The organism is Pseudomonas iranensis (assembly GCF_014268585.2).
GTDB lineage: Bacteria > Pseudomonadota > Gammaproteobacteria > Pseudomonadales > Pseudomonadaceae > Aquipseudomonas > Aquipseudomonas iranensis.
The window spans coordinates 5,873,084-5,889,680 of the sequence record NZ_CP077092.1; the positions used below are offsets into that span (position 1 = coordinate 5,873,084).

The window sequence follows — 16,597 nt, forward strand, 5'->3', positions numbered from 1 at the left end:
CAGCTTGTCAGTTCGCCCCTCGAACGCCACACTAGCGCTCATGAAAAACGTCAGCCCCAGCTACCTCAAGCATCACTTCCTGATCGCCATGCCACACATGGCCGACCCGAACTTTGCCCACACCTTGACCTACATCGTCGAGCACACGGCCAATGGCGCGATGGGGCTGGTGGTCAACAGGCCGCAAGACTTGAATCTGGCCGACATCCTCGAACAGCTGCGCCCGGACATCGAGCCGCCGGCGCGTTGCCAGGATGTGCCGATCTTCATCGGCGGGCCGGTGCAGACCGATCGCGGTTTCGTCCTGCACCCGGCGGGCCAGACCTTCCAGGCCACAGCGCAGCTGGACGGCGACCTCGCCCTGTCGACGTCGCAGGACGTGCTGTTCGCCATCGCTGACGGCGTCGGCCCCGCGCAGAGCCTGATTACCCTGGGTTACGCCGGTTGGGAAGCCGGGCAACTGGAAGCCGAACTGGCCGACAACGCCTGGCTGACCTGCCCGTTCAACGCCGACATCCTCTTCAACACTCGCAGCGAATTGCGCCTGGAAGCGGCAGCGCGGCACTTGGGCATCGACCTCAATCTGCTCACCAGCCAGGCAGGTCACGCCTGATGGCCCTGCGCCTGATTCTCGGCTTCGACTACGGCACCAAACAGATCGGCGTCGCGGTCGGCCAGGTCATCACCGGCCAGGCCCGCGAGCTGTGCACCCTGAAAGCGCAGAACGGCGTGCCGAACTGGGATCAGGTCGAAGCGCTGATAAAAGAATGGAAACCCGACGCCGTAGTGGTCGGCCTGCCGTTGAACATGGACGGCACGCCCAGTGAGATGTGCGTACGCGCGGAGAAATTCGCCCGCCGCCTCAACGGCCGCTACAACCTGCCCTTCTATACCCACGACGAACGCCTGACCACTTTCGAAGCCAAGGGCGAGCGACTGGTGCGTGGCGGGCAGAAAGGCAGTTACCGCGACAACCCGGTGGACGCCATCGCCGCTGCCCTGCTGCTGCAGGGCTGGCTCGATGAAAACACTGCATTGTTTGAATCCTGACAAGCGCTTCGGCGCTTTTCTTTTGGTTATAAACCGAGCTTCGTCCGGCAGGACGCAGCGCGGAATCACGAAGGAGCAACCATGAGCCTGCCCAATCCCGCCGATCTGATCAGCCAGATGGCGACCCGCCTCAAGGCGCACCTTGCCCAGCGTGACATCAGCGAACCGCGTTACATCGGCATCCGCACCGGCGGCATCTGGGTCGCGCAAGCGCTGCTCAAGGAGCTGGCCAGCGATGCGCCACTGGGCACGCTGGATGTGTCCTTCTACCGCGACGACTTCAGCCAGAACGGCCTGCACCCGCAAGTGCGCCCGTCCGCCCTGCCCTTCGAGATCGAAGGCCAGCATCTGGTGCTGATCGACGACGTGCTGATGAGCGGTCGGACCATCCGCGCCGCCATGAATGAACTGTTCGATTATGGCCGTCCGGCCAGCGTCACCCTGGTCTGCCTGCTGGACCTGGACGCCGGCGAGTTGCCGATCCGCCCGAACGTGGTCGGCGCCACCCTGACCCTCGCCGGCAACCAGCGGGTCAAGTTGTCCGGCCCCGAGCCGCTGACGCTCGAACTGCAAGACGTCACCCTTTAATCCGCCCTATTGAGAGTCCCCCTCGCGATGACGCCTCTAGATACCAAGCGCCCGCTGCAGCTCAATGATCAGGGCCAGCTGCGCCACTTCCTCTCGCTCGACGGTTTGCGCCGCGAGTTGCTGACGGAAATTCTCGACACTGCCGACTCGTTCCTTGAAGTCGGCGCCCGGGCGGTGAAGAAAGTCCCGTTGCTGCGCGGCAAGACCGTGTGCAATGTGTTCTTCGAGAACTCCACGCGCACCCGCACCACTTTCGAACTGGCGGCCCAGCGCCTGTCGGCGGACGTGATCACCCTGAACGTGTCGACATCGTCGGCGAGCAAGGGCGAAACGCTGCTCGATACCCTGCGCAATCTTGAAGCGATGGCCGCCGACATGTTCGTCGTGCGCCACGGCGACTCGGGCGCGGCGCACTTCATCGCCGAGCATGTCTGCCCGCAGGTGGCGATCATCAACGGCGGCGACGGCCGGCATGCGCACCCGACCCAGGGCATGCTCGACATGCTCACCATCCGTCGGCACAAGGGCGGTTTCGAAAACCTCTCGGTGGCGATCGTCGGCGACATCCTCCATTCGCGGGTGGCGCGCTCGAACATGCTCGCGCTGAAGACCCTCGGCTGCCCGGACATCCGCGTGATCGCGCCGAAAACCCTGCTGCCGATCGGCATCGAGCAATACGGCGTCAAGGTCTACACCGACATGGCCGAAGGCCTGAAAGATGTCGACGTGGTAATCATGCTGCGTCTGCAACGTGAGCGCATGACCGGCGGCCTGCTGCCCAGCGAAGGCGAGTTCTACCGCCTGTTCGGCCTGACCACCGCGCGTCTGGCCGGGGCCAAACCCGATTGCATAGTCATGCACCCGGGGCCGATCAACCGTGGCGTGGAGATCGAGTCGGCGGTGGCCGACGGCCCACACTCGGTGATCCTCAATCAAGTGACCTACGGCATCGCGATTCGTATGGCCGTGCTGTCCATGGCCATGAGCGGGCAGACTGCGCAACGTCAATTCGAGCAGGAGAACGCCCAGTGAAGCTCAGCATTCTCGGCGCACGCGTCATCGATCCCAGCAGCGGCCTGGATCAAATCACCGACATCCACGTTGAAGCCTGCAAGATCGTCGCCCTCGGCGCCGCACCGGCCGGTTTCAGCGCAGTAGAAACCATCGATGCTCAAGGCCTGGTCGCCGCGCCTGGCCTGGTCGACCTCAACGTAGCCCTGCGCGAGCCGGGCTACAGCCGCAAAGGCTCGATCGTCAGCGAAACCCGCGCCGCCGCCGCCGGTGGCGTGACCAGCCTGTGCTGCCCGCCGAAGACCAGACCGGTGCTCGACACCTCCGCCGTGGCTGAGCTGATCCTCGACCGTGCCCGCGAGGCCGGCAACACCAAAGTGTTCCCGATTGGCGCGCTGAGCAAAGGTCTGGACGGTGAGCAACTGGCCGAACTGGTCGCGCTGCGCGACGCCGGTTGCGTGGCGTTCGGCAACGGTCTGGAGAGCTTCCGCAACAGCCGCACCCTGTGCCGGGCGCTGGAATACGCGGCGACTTTCGACCTGACGGTGATCTTCAACTCGCAGGATCACGATCTGGCCGAGGGCGGTCTCGCCCACGAAGGCGCGGTCGCCAGTTTCCTTGGCCTGCCGGGCATCCCGGAAACCGCCGAAACCGTGGCTTTGGCTCGCGATCTGCTGCTGGTCGAGCAGACCGGCGTGCGTGCGCATTTCAGCCAGCTGACCAGTGCGCGCGGTGTGGCGCTGATTGCTCAGGCGCAGGCCCGTGGCTTGAAGGTAACAGCGGATGTTGCGTTGTATCAGCTGATCCTGACTGACGAAGCGCTGATCGACTTCAACAGCCTTTATCACGTGCAACCGCCGCTGCGCACCCACGCCGACCGCGATGGTCTGCGTGAAGCGGTGAAATCCGGGGTGGTCTCGGCCATTTCCAGCCATCACCAGCCCCACGAGCGCGACGCCAAACTGGCACCGTTCGGCGCCACCGAGCCGGGCATCAGCAGTGTTGAGTTGCTGCTGCCGCTGGCGATGACGCTGGTCGAGGATGGTTTGCTCGACTTGCCGACGCTGCTGGCACGTCTGAGCGCAGGCCCGGCCGAAGCCCTCCGCCTGCCGGCGGGCAAACTGGCGGTAGGTGGTGCGGCGGATATCGTGCTGTTCGATCCGAAGGCATCGACGGTGGCCGGTGAACACTGGCTGTCGAAGGGCGAGAACTGCCCGTTCATCGGCCACAGTCTGCCGGGCGTGGTGCGCTATACGCTGGTGGATGGGCGGATTACTCACCAGGCATGACTTGCTGCTGAGGGAGATTGTGGCGAGGGGATTTATCCCCGTTCGGCTGTGTAGCAGTCGCGAAGCCATTGCACGCGGTGGAGCAAATCCACCGCGTTCTCGGATTCAGGACCGCTTCGCGGCCCAACGGGGATAATCCCCTCGCCACTACTTACTGGTTACTGGAAGGCGCCGCGATTCTGCGCGTTGCGCACCGACACCTGATCGTTCAGGGTCCAGAAGTCATACAGCACACCAATAAAGAACAACCCGCCGGTCAGCAGATACAGCAGGCCGCTGATCCATTTGCCCTGATACATCCGGTGCACGCCGAACACACCGAGGAAAGTCAGCAGAATCCACGCGACGTTGTACTCGATCGGCCCGGCAGCAAAGCGCAAATCCGCTTCGCGATCCATCGCCGGGATCAGAAACAGGTCGATCAGCCAGCCAATCCCCAGCAAACCGAAGGTGAAGAACCAGATCGTCCCGGTTACCGGTTTGCCGTAGTAAAAGCGGTGCGCGCCAGTGAATCCGAAAATCCACAGCAGGTAGCCGATGACTTTGCTGTGAGTGTCTTTTTCTTTCACGCGGGGTAGCTGATAGCTGTTCATTAAGACCTCATTGCACTCGATAGATAAATATTCTTCATTTCTTTGTGACTTTTTTACAGGTGGCCGACGTATGGCAAATGTTACCGTTGCTAGCGCGAAACCCTTGTAGAACCTGACTTCTGTCGGACAATTGCGTACTTTTTGAGCGTTTTTGGTTCCGTAGCCGGCGGAATGAATCGATGAACGGCCTCGGAACGGCAAAAAAAGCTGTTATAAAGTTGCGCGCTATCACTTATGAGCCACGCCTAATGCGACCATTTTTCAAGACATGGCTGACTATTTGCCTATTAATGCCACTGGCCGCCCACGCCACCAATCGTGAGCAACGTCTTCCCAACGTCAACGGCTTCACCCCTAAATCCCATGCTTCGGCTCCTTCGAGCAAAAGCAGCAAGAGCACCACGCTGAGCAGCAAGAGCCGCAGCAAGCTGGTGCCACCGATGGCGAGCAAGGAAAGCAGCAATGTGCTGAGCCGTGCGGTAAACGTCCTCGGTACACCTTATCGTTGGGGCGGCAGCAGCCCAAGTAAAGGCTTCGATTGCAGCGGTCTGGTGAAATATGCGTTCAACGACGCTACGTTCGACCTGCCACGCACCTCCAATGCCATGGCCAGCGGTCACGGCGAGAAAGTCGAGCGCAAGGATCTGAAACCGGGCGATCTGATTTTCTTCAACATCAAGAGCCGTCGGGTCAATCACGTTGCCATCTACCTGGGCAACGACCGCTTCATCCACGCCCCGCGCCGGGGCAAAGCGGTGAGCATCGACACGCTGAACAAGCCGTACTGGGAAAAGCATTACGTCGTCGCCAAGCGCGTATTGCCGAAAGAACAACAGCAACTGCGCGTAGTCCAGCGCTGAGCTGACTGATCCGGAAATCTGCTCAAGCAGTACCGCCACCTTCGCGAGCAGGCTCGCTCCCACAGAAGAATGCATTCCAGCTGAAGGAATGCGGTTTGATGTGGGAGCGAGCCTGCTCGCGAAGGGGCCGGCAGCCACACCAGCGACCCTCAAAAATTATCCGGCGTACGCGCCTTCTCCCGCGCATGCTCGCGGCTGATCAAGCCCTTGGTTACCAGATCCTTCAGGCACATATCGAGTGTCTGCATGCCCAACGACCCACCGGTCTGAATCGCTGAATACATCTGCGCCACCTTGTCCTCGCGAATGAGATTACGGATCGCTGACGTCCCGAGCATGATTTCATGCGCCGCTACCCGCCCGCCGCCGATCTTCTTGATCAACGTCTGCGACACCACAGCCAGCAACGACTCCGACAGCATCGAACGGACCATCGACTTCTCGTCGCCGGGGAACACATCCACCACGCGGTCGATGGTCTTCGCCGCCGAGGTCGTGTGCAGCGTGCCGAACACCAGATGCCCGGTCTCGGCGGCGGTCAGAGCGAGGCGAATGGTTTCCAGATCACGCATCTCGCCAACCAGAATCACGTCCGGATCTTCACGCAGGGCAGAGCGCAGTGCGGTGGCGAAGCTGCGGGTATCGCGATGGACTTCGCGTTGATTGATCAGGCATTTGCGCGATTCGTGGACGAACTCGATGGGATCTTCAATAGTGAGGATGTGGTGATGGCGATGGGTGTTGAGGTAATCGATCATCGCCGCCAGCGTGGTCGATTTGCCGGAGCCGGTCGGCCCGGTGACCAGCACCAGCCCGCGCGGCGCATCGGTGATCTTGCGGAAAACATCGCCCATGGCGAGGTCTTCCATGCTCAGCACTTTCGACGGAATGGTGCGAAACACCGCGCCGGCACCACGATTCTGGTTAAAGGCGTTGACGCGAAAGCGCGCCACGCCAGGTACATCGAAGGAAAAATCCGTTTCCAGATTTTTCTCGAATTCGATGCGCTGGGTGTCGTTCATGAGGTCGTAGATCAGATCGTGCACTTGCTTGTGGTCCAGCGCCGGCAGATTGATCCGTCGCACGTCGCCATCGACGCGAATCATCGGCGGCAGGCCGGCCGACAGGTGCAGGTCGGAAGCGCCCTGTTTGGCGCTGAAGGCCAGCAGTTCAGTGATATCCATAGCGTCCCTCAATTCCAGTAGAATGCCGCGAACCTACAGACCGCTGGCGCCTCTTGATGTCCACGATAGCAGACAACATCCTTCAGGTTAGTTCGCGCATCCAGGCAGCGGCCAAAGCCGCGCACCGCGACGAAAACAGCATCCATTTGCTCGCCGTGAGCAAGACCAAACCCGCCCAGGCCCTGCGCGAAGCCTACGCCGCCGGCCTGCGCGACTTCGGCGAGAACTACTTGCAGGAAGCCTTGGGCAAACAGCTGGAGCTGGCCGACCTGCCATTGATCTGGCACTTCATCGGCCCCATTCAATCGAACAAGACTCGCGCGATTGCCGAGCATTTCGACTGGGTGCACTCCGTGGATCGTCTGAAAATTGCCCAACGCCTGTCCGAACAACGCCCGGCCGAACTGCCGCCACTGAACATCTGCATTCAGGTCAATGTCAGCGGCGAGGCGAGCAAATCCGGTTGCACCCCGGCCGATCTGCCAGCGCTGGCCGAGGCCATCAGCGCGTTGCCACGCTTGAAACTGCGCGGACTGATGGCGATTCCCGAGCCGACCGAGGAGCGCGCTGAACAGGACGCTGCCTTCGCCGCCGTACAGGCATTGCAGGCGAGCCTCGCTCTGCCGCTCGACACACTGTCCATGGGCATGAGCCACGACCTTGAGTCGGCCATCGCCCAAGGCGCCACCTGGGTGCGGATCGGTACCGCGCTGTTTGGCGCCAGAGATTATTCCCAGTCTTGAACGTTTCCAGATAAGGACCACACATGAGCAACACACGTATTGCGTTTATCGGTGCGGGCAACATGGCGGCCAGTCTGATTGGCGGCTTGCGCGCCAAAGGTCTGGAAGCGGCGCAGATCCGCGCCAGCGATCCGGGCGAAGACACCCGCGCCAAGGTCAGCGCCGAACACGGCATCGAAACCTTCGCTGACAACGCCCAGGCCATCGACGGCGTCGATGTCATCGTGCTGGCGGTCAAGCCACAGGCGATGAAAGCCGTGTGCGAGGCGATTCGCCCAAGCCTGAAACCGAATCAACTGGTGGTGTCGATCGCCGCCGGCATTACCTGCGCGAGCATGACCGCGTGGCTCGGCGAACAGCCAATCGTGCGCTGCATGCCGAACACCCCGGCGCTGCTGCGTCAGGGTGTCAGCGGTTTGTACGCGACCAGCGAAGTAACCGCCGAGCAGCGTCAGCAAGCCGAAGAGCTGCTGTCCGCCGTCGGCATCGCCCTGTGGCTGGAAGAAGAACAGCAACTGGACGCGGTCACCGCAGTGTCCGGCTCCGGCCCGGCGTACTTCTTCCTGCTGATCGAAGCCATGACCGCCGCCGGCGTCAAACTTGGCCTGCCAAAAGAGATCGCTGAGCAACTGACCGTGCAGACTGCTCTGGGCGCCGCGCACATGGCGGTGTCCAGCGATGTCGACGCCGCCGAATTGCGTCGCCGCGTGACCTCGCCAAACGGCACCACGGAAGCTGCGATCAAATCATTCCAGGCTGGCGGCTTCGAAGCGCTGGTTGAAACCGCACTCGGCGCCGCCGCGCACCGCTCGGCCGAAATGGCCGAACAACTGGGCAAATAAAGGAGCCTTACATGATCGGATTGAACACCGCAGCGGTTTACGTGCTGCAAACCCTCGGCAGCCTGTACCTGCTGATCGTGCTGCTGCGCTTCGTCCTGCAACTGGTGCGGGCGAACTTCTACAACCCGCTGTGCCAGTTCGTGGTCAAGGCCACTCAGCCGCTGCTCAAGCCTTTGCGCCGGATCATCCCGAGCCTGTTCGGCCTCGACATGTCGTCGCTGGTGCTGGCGATTCTGGTGCAACTGCTGCTGATGGCGCTGACCCTGCTGCTGACCTACGGCACCACCGGCAACCCGCTGCAACTGGTGATCTGGTCGCTGATCGGCGTCACCGCGCTGTTCCTGAAGATCTTCTTCTTCGCCCTGATCATCAGCGTGATCCTGTCGTGGGTTGCACCGGGTAGCCACAATCCGGGCGCCGAATTGGTCAACCAGATCTGTGAGCCGGCGCTGGCACCGTTCCGCCGCTTCCTGCCGAACCTCGGCGGCCTGGACCTGTCGCCGATCTTCGCCTTCCTTGCGCTGAAATTGATCGACATGCTGGTGATCAACAATCTGGCGGCGATGACGATGATGCCGGAGATTCTGCGTTTGCTGATGTGAGGTGAGAGGGATTGGCGCTCGGCTTGATATGGCGTCGTCTGCGCCCCTCACCCCAGCCCTCTCCCAAGGGAGAGGGAGCCGATTTGTGTTGAGCTCAAGATTGGAGTTCGACTCGCAATTATCAGGTCGGCGCAGTTCGACAGAACACCTTGGTCAGTCCCCTCTCCCTCTGGGAGAGGGTTAGGGTGAGGGCTGCTTGCCGCTAACCCCCCCGGTCTTTAGACTTACGCCTCATTTCAACGAGAGCAGGGTCGATGCCAACTGCCTTTCCCGCCGATTCTGTTGGTCTGGTAACGCCGCAAACCGCGCATTTCAGCGAACCGCTGGCGCTGGCCTGTGGCCGTTCGCTGGCCGCTTATGACCTGATTTATGAAACCTACGGCACGCTGAACGCCCAGGCGAGCAACGCCGTGCTGATCTGCCACGCGCTGTCCGGTCATCATCACGCCGCTGGTTATCACAGCGTCGACGACCGCAAGCCCGGTTGGTGGGACAGTTGCATCGGCCCCGGCAAGCCGATCGACACCAACAAGTTCTTCGTCGTCAGCCTGAACAACCTCGGCGGCTGCAACGGCTCCACCGGCCCGAGCAGCGTCAACCCGGAAACCGGCAAGCCGTTCGGCGCCGATTTCCCGGTGCTCACCGTGGAAGACTGGGTGCACAGCCAGGCGCGTCTGGCTGACCTGCTCGGCATCGGCCAGTGGGCAGCGGTGATCGGCGGCAGCCTCGGCGGCATGCAGGCCCTGCAATGGACCATCACCTACCCGGATCGCGTGCGGCATTGCCTGGCGATCGCCTCGGCGCCTAAATTGTCGGCGCAGAACATCGCCTTCAACGAAGTCGCACGCCAAGCGATCCTCACCGATCCGGAATTCCACGGCGGTTCGTTCCAGGAAGCCGGCGTGATCCCCAAGCGCGGGCTGATGCTGGCGCGCATGGTCGGGCACATCACCTATCTGTCCGACGACTCCATGGGTGAGAAATTCGGCCGTGGCCTGAAGAGCGAAAAGCTCAACTACGACTTCCACAGTGTCGAGTTCCAGGTCGAAAGCTACCTGCGTTATCAGGGAGAAGAGTTCTCCGGGCGCTTCGATGCCAACACTTATCTGTTGATGACCAAAGCGCTGGATTACTTCGATCCGGCGGCGAACTTCGACGATGACTTGGCGAAAACCTTCGAAAACGCCACAGCCAAATTCTGCGTGATGTCGTTCACCACCGACTGGCGCTTCTCCCCGGCACGCTCGCGCGAGCTGGTGGATGCGCTAATGGCCGCGCGCAAGGACGTCAGTTATCTGGAAATCGATGCGCCGCAAGGCCACGACGCCTTCCTGATTCCGATCCCGCGTTATTTGCAGGCGTTCGGCAATTACATGAACCGCATTTCGTTGTGAGAAAGCCATGAGAGCTGATCTGGAAATCATCCAGGAATGGATCCCCGCCGGCAGCCGCGTCCTCGACCTGGGTTGCGGTGACGGCGAGCTGCTGACCTGGCTGCGCGATAACAAGAACGTCACCGGTTATGGCCTGGAAAACGACGCCGACAACATCGCCGAGTGCGTGGCCAAGGGCATCAACGTCATCGAGCAGGATCTGGACAAAGGCCTGGGCAATTTTGCCAGCAACAGTTTCGACATTGTCGTCATGACCCAGGCCCTGCAAGCGGTGCATTACCCGGACAAGATCCTCGACGAAATGCTCCGGGTCGGCCGTCAGTGCATCATCACCTTCCCCAACTTCGGCCACTGGCGCTGCCGCTGGTATCTGGCGAGCAAGGGCCGCATGCCGGTCTCGGAATTCCTGCCCTACACCTGGTACAACACGCCGAACATCCACTTCTGCACATTCGAGGATTTCGAAGAACTGTGCCGCGAACGTGATGCGAAGGTCATTGATCGGCTTGCCGTGGATCAACAGCACCGGCACGGGTGGGCCAGTAAGCTATGGCCTAATCTGTTAGGTGAAATCGGTATCTACCGCGTCAGCAGTCCGCAGTTGGCGGATCACCGAGTCGCGGTCTGAGCCTGGGCATTTGAAGGAGCACGAACATGAGTCGTCTAGCGTTGCTGTTACTCACCGCCTGCCTGAGCGCCAGCGCCATGGCGGCGGACGTCATCAAAGGTGAACGCAAGGAAACCTTCGGCGACATCACGGTGCACTACAACACTTTCAACTCGACGTTCCTGCAACCGGACATCGCCAAGGCTGCCGAGCTGATCCGCAGCAAGAATCAGGGCGTGATCAACGTCTCGGTGGTCAAGGACGGCAAACCGGTGATCGCCAGCGTCACCGGCACGATCAAGGACCTGACCAGCAACAGCGTGGCGCTGAAATTCCGCCAGGTCACCGAACAGGGCGCGATCTACTACATCGCCCAGTATCCGGTGCCGCAGCAGGAAACCCGCACCTTTGAAATCAAGGTGCAGAACGGCGACAAGATCAACACCATCAATTTCAACCAAGAACTCTTTCCCGGCGAATGATGAACATCAAGCAGCTCGTACTGGCCAGCCATAACGCCGGCAAACTCAAAGAACTCCAGGCCATGCTCGGCGACTCGGTGCAACTGCGCTCGATTGGCGAATGGAGCAAGGTCGAGCCGGAAGAAACCGGCCTGTCGTTCGTCGAGAACGCGATCCTCAAGGCCCGCAATGCCGCGCGCATTTCCGGGCTGCCGGCACTGGCCGACGACTCCGGACTGGCAGTGGATTTCCTTGGTGGTGCGCCGGGCATCTACTCGGCGCGTTACGCCGACGGCCAGGGCGATGCGGCGAACAACGCCAAACTGATCGATGCGCTGAAGGACGTGCCGCAAGCCGAGCGCGGCGCGCAGTTCGTCTGCGTGCTGGCACTGGTGCGCCACGCCGATGATCCGCTGCCGATCCTCTGCGAAGGCCTGTGGCACGGGCGCATCCTCAACGCAGCCAGCGGCGCACACGGTTTCGGTTACGACCCGCTGTTCTGGGTGCCGGAGCGCGATTGCTCCAGCGCCGAGCTGAGCCCGGCCGACAAGAACCAGATCAGCCACCGCGCCCGTGCAATGGATCTGCTGCGCCAGCGTCTGGGCTTGAAATGACCACTGATTCTTGCGCGTCGTCGCTGATCATCGGCGGCGCCGCGTCCTCGCCTCGGGCACCGCTGCCAACCCTGCCGCCCCTGGCGCTGTACATCCACATTCCGTGGTGTGTACGCAAATGCCCGTATTGCGATTTCAACTCGCACACCGCCAGCCCGGTGCTGCCGGAGCAGGAATACGTCGACGCGCTGCTGGCCGATCTCGACCAGGATCTGCATGCGGTGTATGGCCGTGAGCTGACCTCGATTTTCTTTGGTGGCGGGACGCCAAGCCTGTTCAGCGCCGAAGCCCTCGGGCGGTTGTTGAAGGGTGTCGAGCAGCGCATCCCGTTCGCCGCCGAAATCGAAATTACCCTTGAGGCCAATCCAGGCACCTTCGAGCAAGAGAAGTTTGTTGCCTATCGCAAGCTGGGGATCAATCGGCTGTCGATCGGCATCCAGAGCTTTCAGCAAGAAAAGCTGGAGGCCCTCGGCCGCATTCACAACGGTGACGAAGCCGTGCGTGCGGCGGGCATGGCGCGGCAGGCCGGGTTCGATAACTTCAACCTGGACTTGATTCACGGTTTGCCCGATCAGTCGCTGGACGATGCCTTGAGCGATCTGCGCCAGGCCATTGCGCTGAAGCCGACGCACATTTCCTGGTATCAACTGACGCTGGAGCCCAATACGGTGTTCTGGAACCAGCCGCCAGTGCTGCCGGAAGACGACACCCTGTGGGACATTCAGGAAGCTGGGCAGGCGCTGCTGGCCGAGCACGGTTACGCGCAATACGAAGTCTCGGCGTACGCCCAGGCCGGGCGACCGGCGCGGCACAACCTCAATTACTGGAGTTTCGGCGACTTCATCGGCATCGGCGCCGGCGCCCATGGCAAGCTGAGTCACCCGGACGGGCGCATCGTGCGCACATGGAAAACCCGCCTGCCGAAGGACTATCTGAATCCCGCAAAGAGCTTTCAGGCTGGCGAGAAATCGCTGAGCAATGACGAGATGCCCTTCGAGTTCCTGATGAACGCCCTGCGCCTGACTGCCGGGGTCGAATCGCGCCTGTATCCGGAGCGCACCGGCCTGTCGCTGGACACCCTCGCCGAAGGCCGCCGCGAAGCCGAACAAAGCGGCCTGTTGCAGGTCGAACCGTCACGCCTGGCGGCGACCGAACGCGGCCAGCTGTTTCTCAACGATTTGCTGCAACAATTTCTGAACTGACTTGAGCTCAAAGGGAAAACGCATGGATTTGATACTCGACCTGCTGGCCACCGTCTCCCGCTGGAGCCGCAGCAATCTCTCGGAAATCGCTTTGGCGCTGGTCGGTTGCCTGCTGGTGCTGTTCGGCGCTGACTTCAAAGGCTGGGTCGAGCAACGCCTGGGCAGCATCGCCGGCGCCCTGCGCGTGCCGCTGATGGCCCTGCTCTGCCTGATCGGCAGCGGCGCCGCGCTGATCTACGCCACGCCGTGGGTGATCAAAGGCCTGAGCCAGTTCAACAACTACAGCCTGGCGCCGGTGCTGCTGGTGGTGTTGGTGCTGATCGGCGTCGTAGCCGACCGCCGCTGACCCCGCAAACACCCCAAAACGAAATGTGTGAGCGAGCCTGCTCGCGAAGGCGTCATGACATCCAACATCATCGTTGATTGTCAGACCGCTTTCGCGAGCAGGCTCGCTCCCACAGTTGATTGCAATGAAAGGGAAGTTCATGAGTAAAAAACTACTGGATGAGACGAGCAAATTTCTCAGCTTCGTGTTGCGTCACCAGCCTCAAGCGATTGGTCTTACGCTGGATTCGGATGGCTGGGCAAATATCGACGCACTGATCAGCGGCGCGGCGCGTGATGGCAGACATTTAAGTCGTGAGCTGATTGAAAACGTCGTGACCAGCAGTGACAAGAAGCGTTTTACGATTTCCGCTGATGGCCACTGTATACGCGCTGTTCAAGGCCACTCGACGAAAAGCGTTGATCTGCAATTCGAGCAGAAACAGCCACCGCAAACGCTCTACCACGGAACAGCGACGCGTTTTCTCGACTCGATCCACGAACAAGGCTTGATTCCAGGACAACGCCATCAGGTGCATCTGTCCGATGAGATCGCCACCGCGTCGGCCGTGGGTCAACGCTACGGAACGCCAGTCGTTCTGAAGGTTGCCGCGAAGCAGATGGAAGAACAGGGCTTCAAGTTCTATCAGGCCGAAAATGGCGTCTGGTTGACAGAGCAGGTGCCCGCTCGATTTCTTGCCCCCCTGTAATCTCCTCATACACAAAACAATTGTGGGAGCGAGCCTGCTCGCGAAGGCGTCATGACATCCAACATCATCGTTGATAGTCAGACCGCTTTCGCGAGCAGGCTCGCTCCCACAGTTTTTATTGCGTGATGCTTAAGCGATCTTTTCGAACTTCAGATCCCACACGCCATGGCCAAGGCGTTCGCCACGGCGTTCGAACTTGGTGATCGGGCGTTCGGCCGGGCGCGGGACGCATTTGCCGTCTTCGGCGAGGTTGCGGTAGCCCGGGGCGACGTTCATCACTTCCAGCATGTACTCGGCGTAAGGCTCCCAGTCGGTGGCCATGTGCAGAATGCCACCGACCTTCAACTTGCTGCGCACCAGTTCAGCGAACGAGGCCTGGACGATGCGGCGCTTGTGGTGGCGGCTTTTGTGCCACGGATCCGGGAAAAACAGCATCAGGCGATCGAGGCTGTTGTCGGCGATGCAGCGGTTGAGCACTTCGATCGCGTCGCAATCGTAGACCCGCAGGTTGGTCAGCCCTTGGGTCAACACGCCATTGAGCAGCGCGCCAACACCCGGACGGTGCACTTCAACACCGATGAAATCCTGCTCTGGAGCAGCAGCGGCCATTTCCAGCAGCGAGTGGCCCATGCCGAAACCGATTTCCAGCGAGCGCGGCGCCGAGCGGCCGAACACCTGGTCGTAATCGACCGGCGCATCGGCCAGCGGCAGCACATACAGCGGCGCGCCCTGGTCCAGGCCGCGTTGCTGGCCTTCGGTCATGCGCCCGGCGCGCATCACGAAACTCTTGATGCGGCGGTGTTGGCGCTCGTCGCCTTCGTCCGGCTGGACAGGCGTGTCGTTCGATTCAGTCATCAATGGCTCTTACTTGATCAGACCATCCAGCGGCGAAGAGGCGCTGGCATAGAGTTTTTTCGGCATGCGGCCGGCGAGGTACGCCAGGCGACCGGCGACGATGGCGTGCTGCATGGCTTGCGCCATCATCACCGGTTGCTGGGCGTGGGCGATGGCCGAGTTCATCAGTACGGCGTCGCAACCCAGCTCCATCGCGATGGTCGCGTCGGAAGCGGTACCGACACCGGCATCCACCAGCACCGGGATCTTGGCTTCTTCGAGGATGATCTGCAGGTTGTACGGATTGCAGATGCCCAGACCGGAGCCGATCAGACCGGCCAGCGGCATCACGGCGATGCAACCGATTTCCGCCAGTTGCCGGGCGATGATCGGGTCATCGCTGGTGTAGACCATCACGTCGAAGCCTTCCTTGACCAGGGTTTCGGCGGCCTTGAGGGTTTCGATCACGTTGGGGAACAGGGTCTTCTGATCGGCCAGCACTTCCAGCTTCACCAGGTTGTGGCCGTCGAGCAGCTCACGCGCCAGGCGGCAGGTGCGCACGGCTTCGATGGCGTCGTAGCAACCGGCAGTGTTCGGCAGGAAGGTGTAGCGCTCCGGCGACAGCACCTCAAGCAGGTTCGGCTCGCCTTCGATCTGGCCCAGGTTGGTGCGGCGTACGGCGAAGGTGACGATTTCGGCACCCGAGGCTTCGATGGCCTGGCGGGTTTCTTCCATGTCACGGTACTTGCCGGTACCGACCAGCAAACGCGACTGGTAAGTACGACCGGCCAGCACAAAAGGCTTGTCGCTACGAACGATGCTCATGGGGAATCCTCTTTAAGGGTGAGGGTCTTGCAGAATTCTGTGCCCTTGCGGGCCGGGACAATCAGCCGCCGCCGATGGCGTGGACCACTTCGACGTTGTCGCCGTCGTTCAACGTGGTGTCGGCATGCTGGCTGCGCGGGACGATGTCCAGATTGAGCTCTACGGCCACACGGCGCCCGCTCAGCTCCAGACGGGTGATCAGGCCCGCAACGGTTTCACCGTCGGGCAATTCAAAGGACTCGCCGTTCAACTGAATGCGCATGCACAACGCCGCCATCATTTTTAGGGGCTGGCATTCTAGCCCGATCAATCAGGCTGACCCAAGCCATTCGTCTTGAAACACGTCCGTGTAGGAGCTGCCGAAGGCTGCGATCTTTTGATCTTGAAAAACAAAATCAAAAGATCGCAGCCTTCGGCAGCTCCTACAGGAGGGAGCGTCAGATTCAGGATAGGCGCCAGGCGGCGAGGCCGAGGCAAACCCAACCGATGAGAAACGCGAGGCCACCAAACGGCGTGATGATGCCGAGTTTGCTGATGCCGGTCATGGTCAGCAGATACAGGCTGCCGGAGAACAATACAATGCCGACGGTGAAGGACACGCCGGCCCAAGTGACCAGCCGCCCTTGAGTCTGCGTGGCCAGCAGCGCAACGCCGAACAGCGCGAGTGTGTGCACCAATTGGTAGGTGACGCCGGTGTGGAAAATCGTCAGGTATTCCGGCGTCAGACGGTTTTTCAGGCCGTGGGCGGCGAACGCACCGAGCGCAACACCGGTGAATCCGAAAAAAGCGGCCATCATCAAAAAGCCACGCAGCATGGGGAACTCCAGTCAGACGCCATCGGCAGGGTCTGTATAATGGCCCGCT

22 protein-coding genes are annotated in these 16,597 nt (G+C 61.2%); 16 read left to right on the plus strand and 6 right to left on the minus strand.

The window, feature by feature from the left end; all coding sequences use genetic code 11:
- The first annotated feature begins 40 nt into the window (after positions 1-40).
- From HU724_RS26495 to HU724_RS26515, 5 genes are all read left to right on the plus strand, one after another.
- A complete protein-coding gene (locus HU724_RS26495) occupies positions 41-613 on the plus strand; it encodes a YqgE/AlgH family protein (RefSeq protein ID WP_016772739.1) in 573 nt (190 codons plus the stop codon).
- Positions 613-1,050, plus strand: a complete 438-nt coding sequence (gene ruvX, locus HU724_RS26500; RefSeq protein WP_016772738.1) for a Holliday junction resolvase RuvX — start codon at positions 613-615, stop codon at positions 1,048-1,050. Before HU724_RS26495 ends, ruvX begins: the two co-directional genes overlap by 1 nt.
- A gap of 81 nt (positions 1,051-1,131) precedes the next feature.
- Positions 1,132-1,638 carry a bifunctional pyr operon transcriptional regulator/uracil phosphoribosyltransferase PyrR gene (pyrR, locus tag HU724_RS26505; RefSeq protein WP_024014655.1) on the plus strand — a complete coding sequence of 169 codons (507 nt, stop codon included), beginning with the start codon at positions 1,132-1,134 and terminating at the stop codon, positions 1,636-1,638.
- Positions 1,639-1,665: 27 nt separating this feature from the next.
- Positions 1,666-2,670, plus strand: a complete 1,005-nt coding sequence (locus HU724_RS26510; protein ID WP_016772736.1) for an aspartate carbamoyltransferase catalytic subunit — start codon at positions 1,666-1,668, stop codon at positions 2,668-2,670.
- Positions 2,667-3,938, plus strand: coding sequence for a dihydroorotase (locus tag HU724_RS26515; protein WP_186569312.1), 1,272 nt, complete (start codon positions 2,667-2,669; stop codon positions 3,936-3,938). The genes HU724_RS26510 and HU724_RS26515 overlap by 4 nt, the downstream gene beginning before the upstream one ends.
- 158 nt (positions 3,939-4,096) lie before the next feature.
- Here HU724_RS26515 and HU724_RS26520 read toward each other — a convergent pair whose 3' ends face one another.
- Positions 4,097-4,531, minus strand: a complete 435-nt coding sequence (locus HU724_RS26520) for an NINE protein (RefSeq protein ID WP_016772734.1) — start codon at positions 4,529-4,531, stop codon at positions 4,097-4,099.
- Between the two features lie 248 nt (positions 4,532-4,779).
- Here HU724_RS26520 and HU724_RS26525 point away from each other — a divergent pair, with 248 nt between their 5' ends.
- Entirely contained in the window at positions 4,780-5,391 is a 612-nt protein-coding gene (locus HU724_RS26525) for a C40 family peptidase (RefSeq protein WP_186569313.1), read from the plus strand.
- 149 nt (positions 5,392-5,540) lie between these two features.
- On the opposite strand, the gene HU724_RS26530 is transcribed toward HU724_RS26525, so the two are convergent.
- On the minus strand, positions 5,541-6,575 hold the full coding sequence (locus tag HU724_RS26530) for a type IV pilus twitching motility protein PilT (protein WP_186569314.1): 1,035 nt from the start codon (positions 6,573-6,575) through the stop codon (positions 5,541-5,543).
- 56 nt (positions 6,576-6,631) lie between these two features.
- Here HU724_RS26530 and HU724_RS26535 point away from each other — a divergent pair, with 56 nt between their 5' ends.
- From HU724_RS26535 to HU724_RS26580, 10 genes are all read left to right on the plus strand, one after another.
- Complete coding sequence (locus HU724_RS26535) at positions 6,632-7,318, plus strand: YggS family pyridoxal phosphate-dependent enzyme (RefSeq protein WP_016772731.1); 687 nt, start codon at positions 6,632-6,634, stop codon at positions 7,316-7,318.
- Between the two features lie 23 nt (positions 7,319-7,341).
- A complete protein-coding gene (proC, locus tag HU724_RS26540) occupies positions 7,342-8,160 on the plus strand; it encodes a pyrroline-5-carboxylate reductase (protein ID WP_041476815.1) in 819 nt (272 codons plus the stop codon).
- Positions 8,161-8,171: 11 nt separating this feature from the next.
- Positions 8,172-8,762 (plus strand): YggT family protein, encoded by a 591-nt coding sequence (locus HU724_RS26545; RefSeq protein WP_016772729.1) that lies wholly within the window; start codon positions 8,172-8,174, stop codon positions 8,760-8,762.
- 254 nt (positions 8,763-9,016) lie between these two features.
- Positions 9,017-10,156, plus strand: coding sequence for a homoserine O-succinyltransferase MetX (metX, locus tag HU724_RS26550; protein ID WP_064364749.1), 1,140 nt, complete (start codon positions 9,017-9,019; stop codon positions 10,154-10,156).
- Between the two features lie 7 nt (positions 10,157-10,163).
- A complete protein-coding gene (metW, locus tag HU724_RS26555) occupies positions 10,164-10,784 on the plus strand; it encodes a methionine biosynthesis protein MetW (RefSeq protein ID WP_024014659.1) in 621 nt (206 codons plus the stop codon).
- Positions 10,785-10,810: 26 nt separating this feature from the next.
- Positions 10,811-11,245, plus strand: coding sequence for a DUF4426 domain-containing protein (locus HU724_RS26560; protein WP_016772726.1), 435 nt, complete (start codon positions 10,811-10,813; stop codon positions 11,243-11,245).
- Positions 11,242-11,838: an RdgB/HAM1 family non-canonical purine NTP pyrophosphatase gene (gene rdgB, locus HU724_RS26565; RefSeq protein ID WP_186569315.1), complete on the plus strand. Its 597-nt coding sequence runs from the start codon at positions 11,242-11,244 to the stop codon at positions 11,836-11,838. Before HU724_RS26560 ends, rdgB begins: the two co-directional genes overlap by 4 nt.
- Positions 11,835-13,040 (plus strand): radical SAM family heme chaperone HemW, encoded by a 1,206-nt coding sequence (hemW, locus tag HU724_RS26570; RefSeq protein ID WP_225927647.1) that lies wholly within the window; start codon positions 11,835-11,837, stop codon positions 13,038-13,040. The genes rdgB and hemW overlap by 4 nt, the downstream gene beginning before the upstream one ends.
- Before the next feature lie 22 nt (positions 13,041-13,062).
- Positions 13,063-13,386 (plus strand): DUF3392 domain-containing protein, encoded by a 324-nt coding sequence (locus tag HU724_RS26575; RefSeq protein ID WP_008083808.1) that lies wholly within the window; start codon positions 13,063-13,065, stop codon positions 13,384-13,386.
- 139 nt (positions 13,387-13,525) lie between these two features.
- A complete protein-coding gene (locus HU724_RS26580; protein WP_123441738.1) occupies positions 13,526-14,074 on the plus strand; it encodes an RNA 2'-phosphotransferase in 549 nt (182 codons plus the stop codon).
- A 129-nt stretch (positions 14,075-14,203) separates the two neighbouring features.
- On the opposite strand, the gene trmB is transcribed toward HU724_RS26580, so the two are convergent.
- The 4 genes from trmB to HU724_RS26600 all read right to left on the minus strand — a co-directional run bounded on the left by trmB (position 14,204) and on the right by HU724_RS26600 (position 16,548).
- Positions 14,204-14,929, minus strand: coding sequence for a tRNA (guanosine(46)-N7)-methyltransferase TrmB (gene trmB, locus HU724_RS26585; RefSeq protein ID WP_024014663.1), 726 nt, complete (start codon positions 14,927-14,929; stop codon positions 14,204-14,206).
- 9 nt (positions 14,930-14,938) lie between these two features.
- Complete coding sequence (locus tag HU724_RS26590; RefSeq protein WP_110644432.1) at positions 14,939-15,733, minus strand: thiazole synthase; 795 nt, start codon at positions 15,731-15,733, stop codon at positions 14,939-14,941.
- Between the two features lie 61 nt (positions 15,734-15,794).
- Positions 15,795-15,995: a sulfur carrier protein ThiS gene (thiS, locus tag HU724_RS26595; RefSeq protein WP_186569316.1), complete on the minus strand. Its 201-nt coding sequence runs from the start codon at positions 15,993-15,995 to the stop codon at positions 15,795-15,797.
- 181 nt (positions 15,996-16,176) lie between these two features.
- Positions 16,177-16,548, minus strand: a complete 372-nt coding sequence (locus HU724_RS26600) for a DUF423 domain-containing protein (RefSeq protein WP_186569317.1) — start codon at positions 16,546-16,548, stop codon at positions 16,177-16,179.
- Between the last annotated feature and the right edge of the window lie 49 nt (positions 16,549-16,597).

What these genes read in the sequence shown, in the direction of transcription:
- HU724_RS26600 (WP_186569317.1), bottom strand. Translation starts at nt 16,548, where the DNA reads ATGCTGCGTGGCTTTTTGATGATGGCCGCTTTTTTCGGATTCACCGGT.
- ruvX (WP_016772738.1), top strand. Translation starts at nt 613, where the DNA reads ATGGCCCTGCGCCTGATTCTCGGCTTCGACTACGGCACCAAACAGATC.
- metW (WP_024014659.1), top strand. Translation starts at nt 10,164, where the DNA reads ATGAGAGCTGATCTGGAAATCATCCAGGAATGGATCCCCGCCGGCAGC.
- HU724_RS26525 (WP_186569313.1), top strand. Translation starts at nt 4,780, where the DNA reads ATGCGACCATTTTTCAAGACATGGCTGACTATTTGCCTATTAATGCCA.
- hemW (WP_225927647.1), top strand. Translation starts at nt 11,835, where the DNA reads ATGACCACTGATTCTTGCGCGTCGTCGCTGATCATCGGCGGCGCCGCG.
- metX (WP_064364749.1), top strand. Translation starts at nt 9,017, where the DNA reads ATGCCAACTGCCTTTCCCGCCGATTCTGTTGGTCTGGTAACGCCGCAA.
- proC (WP_041476815.1), top strand. Translation starts at nt 7,342, where the DNA reads ATGAGCAACACACGTATTGCGTTTATCGGTGCGGGCAACATGGCGGCC.
- HU724_RS26535 (WP_016772731.1), top strand. Translation starts at nt 6,632, where the DNA reads ATGTCCACGATAGCAGACAACATCCTTCAGGTTAGTTCGCGCATCCAG.
- HU724_RS26575 (WP_008083808.1), top strand. Translation starts at nt 13,063, where the DNA reads ATGGATTTGATACTCGACCTGCTGGCCACCGTCTCCCGCTGGAGCCGC.
- rdgB (WP_186569315.1), top strand. Translation starts at nt 11,242, where the DNA reads ATGATGAACATCAAGCAGCTCGTACTGGCCAGCCATAACGCCGGCAAA.
- trmB (WP_024014663.1), bottom strand. Translation starts at nt 14,929, where the DNA reads ATGACTGAATCGAACGACACGCCTGTCCAGCCGGACGAAGGCGACGAG.
- HU724_RS26520 (WP_016772734.1), bottom strand. Translation starts at nt 4,531, where the DNA reads ATGAACAGCTATCAGCTACCCCGCGTGAAAGAAAAAGACACTCACAGC.
- HU724_RS26590 (WP_110644432.1), bottom strand. Translation starts at nt 15,733, where the DNA reads ATGAGCATCGTTCGTAGCGACAAGCCTTTTGTGCTGGCCGGTCGTACT.
- HU724_RS26510 (WP_016772736.1), top strand. Translation starts at nt 1,666, where the DNA reads ATGACGCCTCTAGATACCAAGCGCCCGCTGCAGCTCAATGATCAGGGC.
- HU724_RS26580 (WP_123441738.1), top strand. Translation starts at nt 13,526, where the DNA reads ATGAGTAAAAAACTACTGGATGAGACGAGCAAATTTCTCAGCTTCGTG.
- HU724_RS26545 (WP_016772729.1), top strand. Translation starts at nt 8,172, where the DNA reads ATGATCGGATTGAACACCGCAGCGGTTTACGTGCTGCAAACCCTCGGC.
- HU724_RS26560 (WP_016772726.1), top strand. Translation starts at nt 10,811, where the DNA reads ATGAGTCGTCTAGCGTTGCTGTTACTCACCGCCTGCCTGAGCGCCAGC.
- HU724_RS26530 (WP_186569314.1), bottom strand. Translation starts at nt 6,575, where the DNA reads ATGGATATCACTGAACTGCTGGCCTTCAGCGCCAAACAGGGCGCTTCC.
- pyrR (WP_024014655.1), top strand. Translation starts at nt 1,132, where the DNA reads ATGAGCCTGCCCAATCCCGCCGATCTGATCAGCCAGATGGCGACCCGC.
- HU724_RS26495 (WP_016772739.1), top strand. Translation starts at nt 41, where the DNA reads ATGAAAAACGTCAGCCCCAGCTACCTCAAGCATCACTTCCTGATCGCC.
- thiS (WP_186569316.1), bottom strand. Translation starts at nt 15,995, where the DNA reads ATGCGCATTCAGTTGAACGGCGAGTCCTTTGAATTGCCCGACGGTGAA.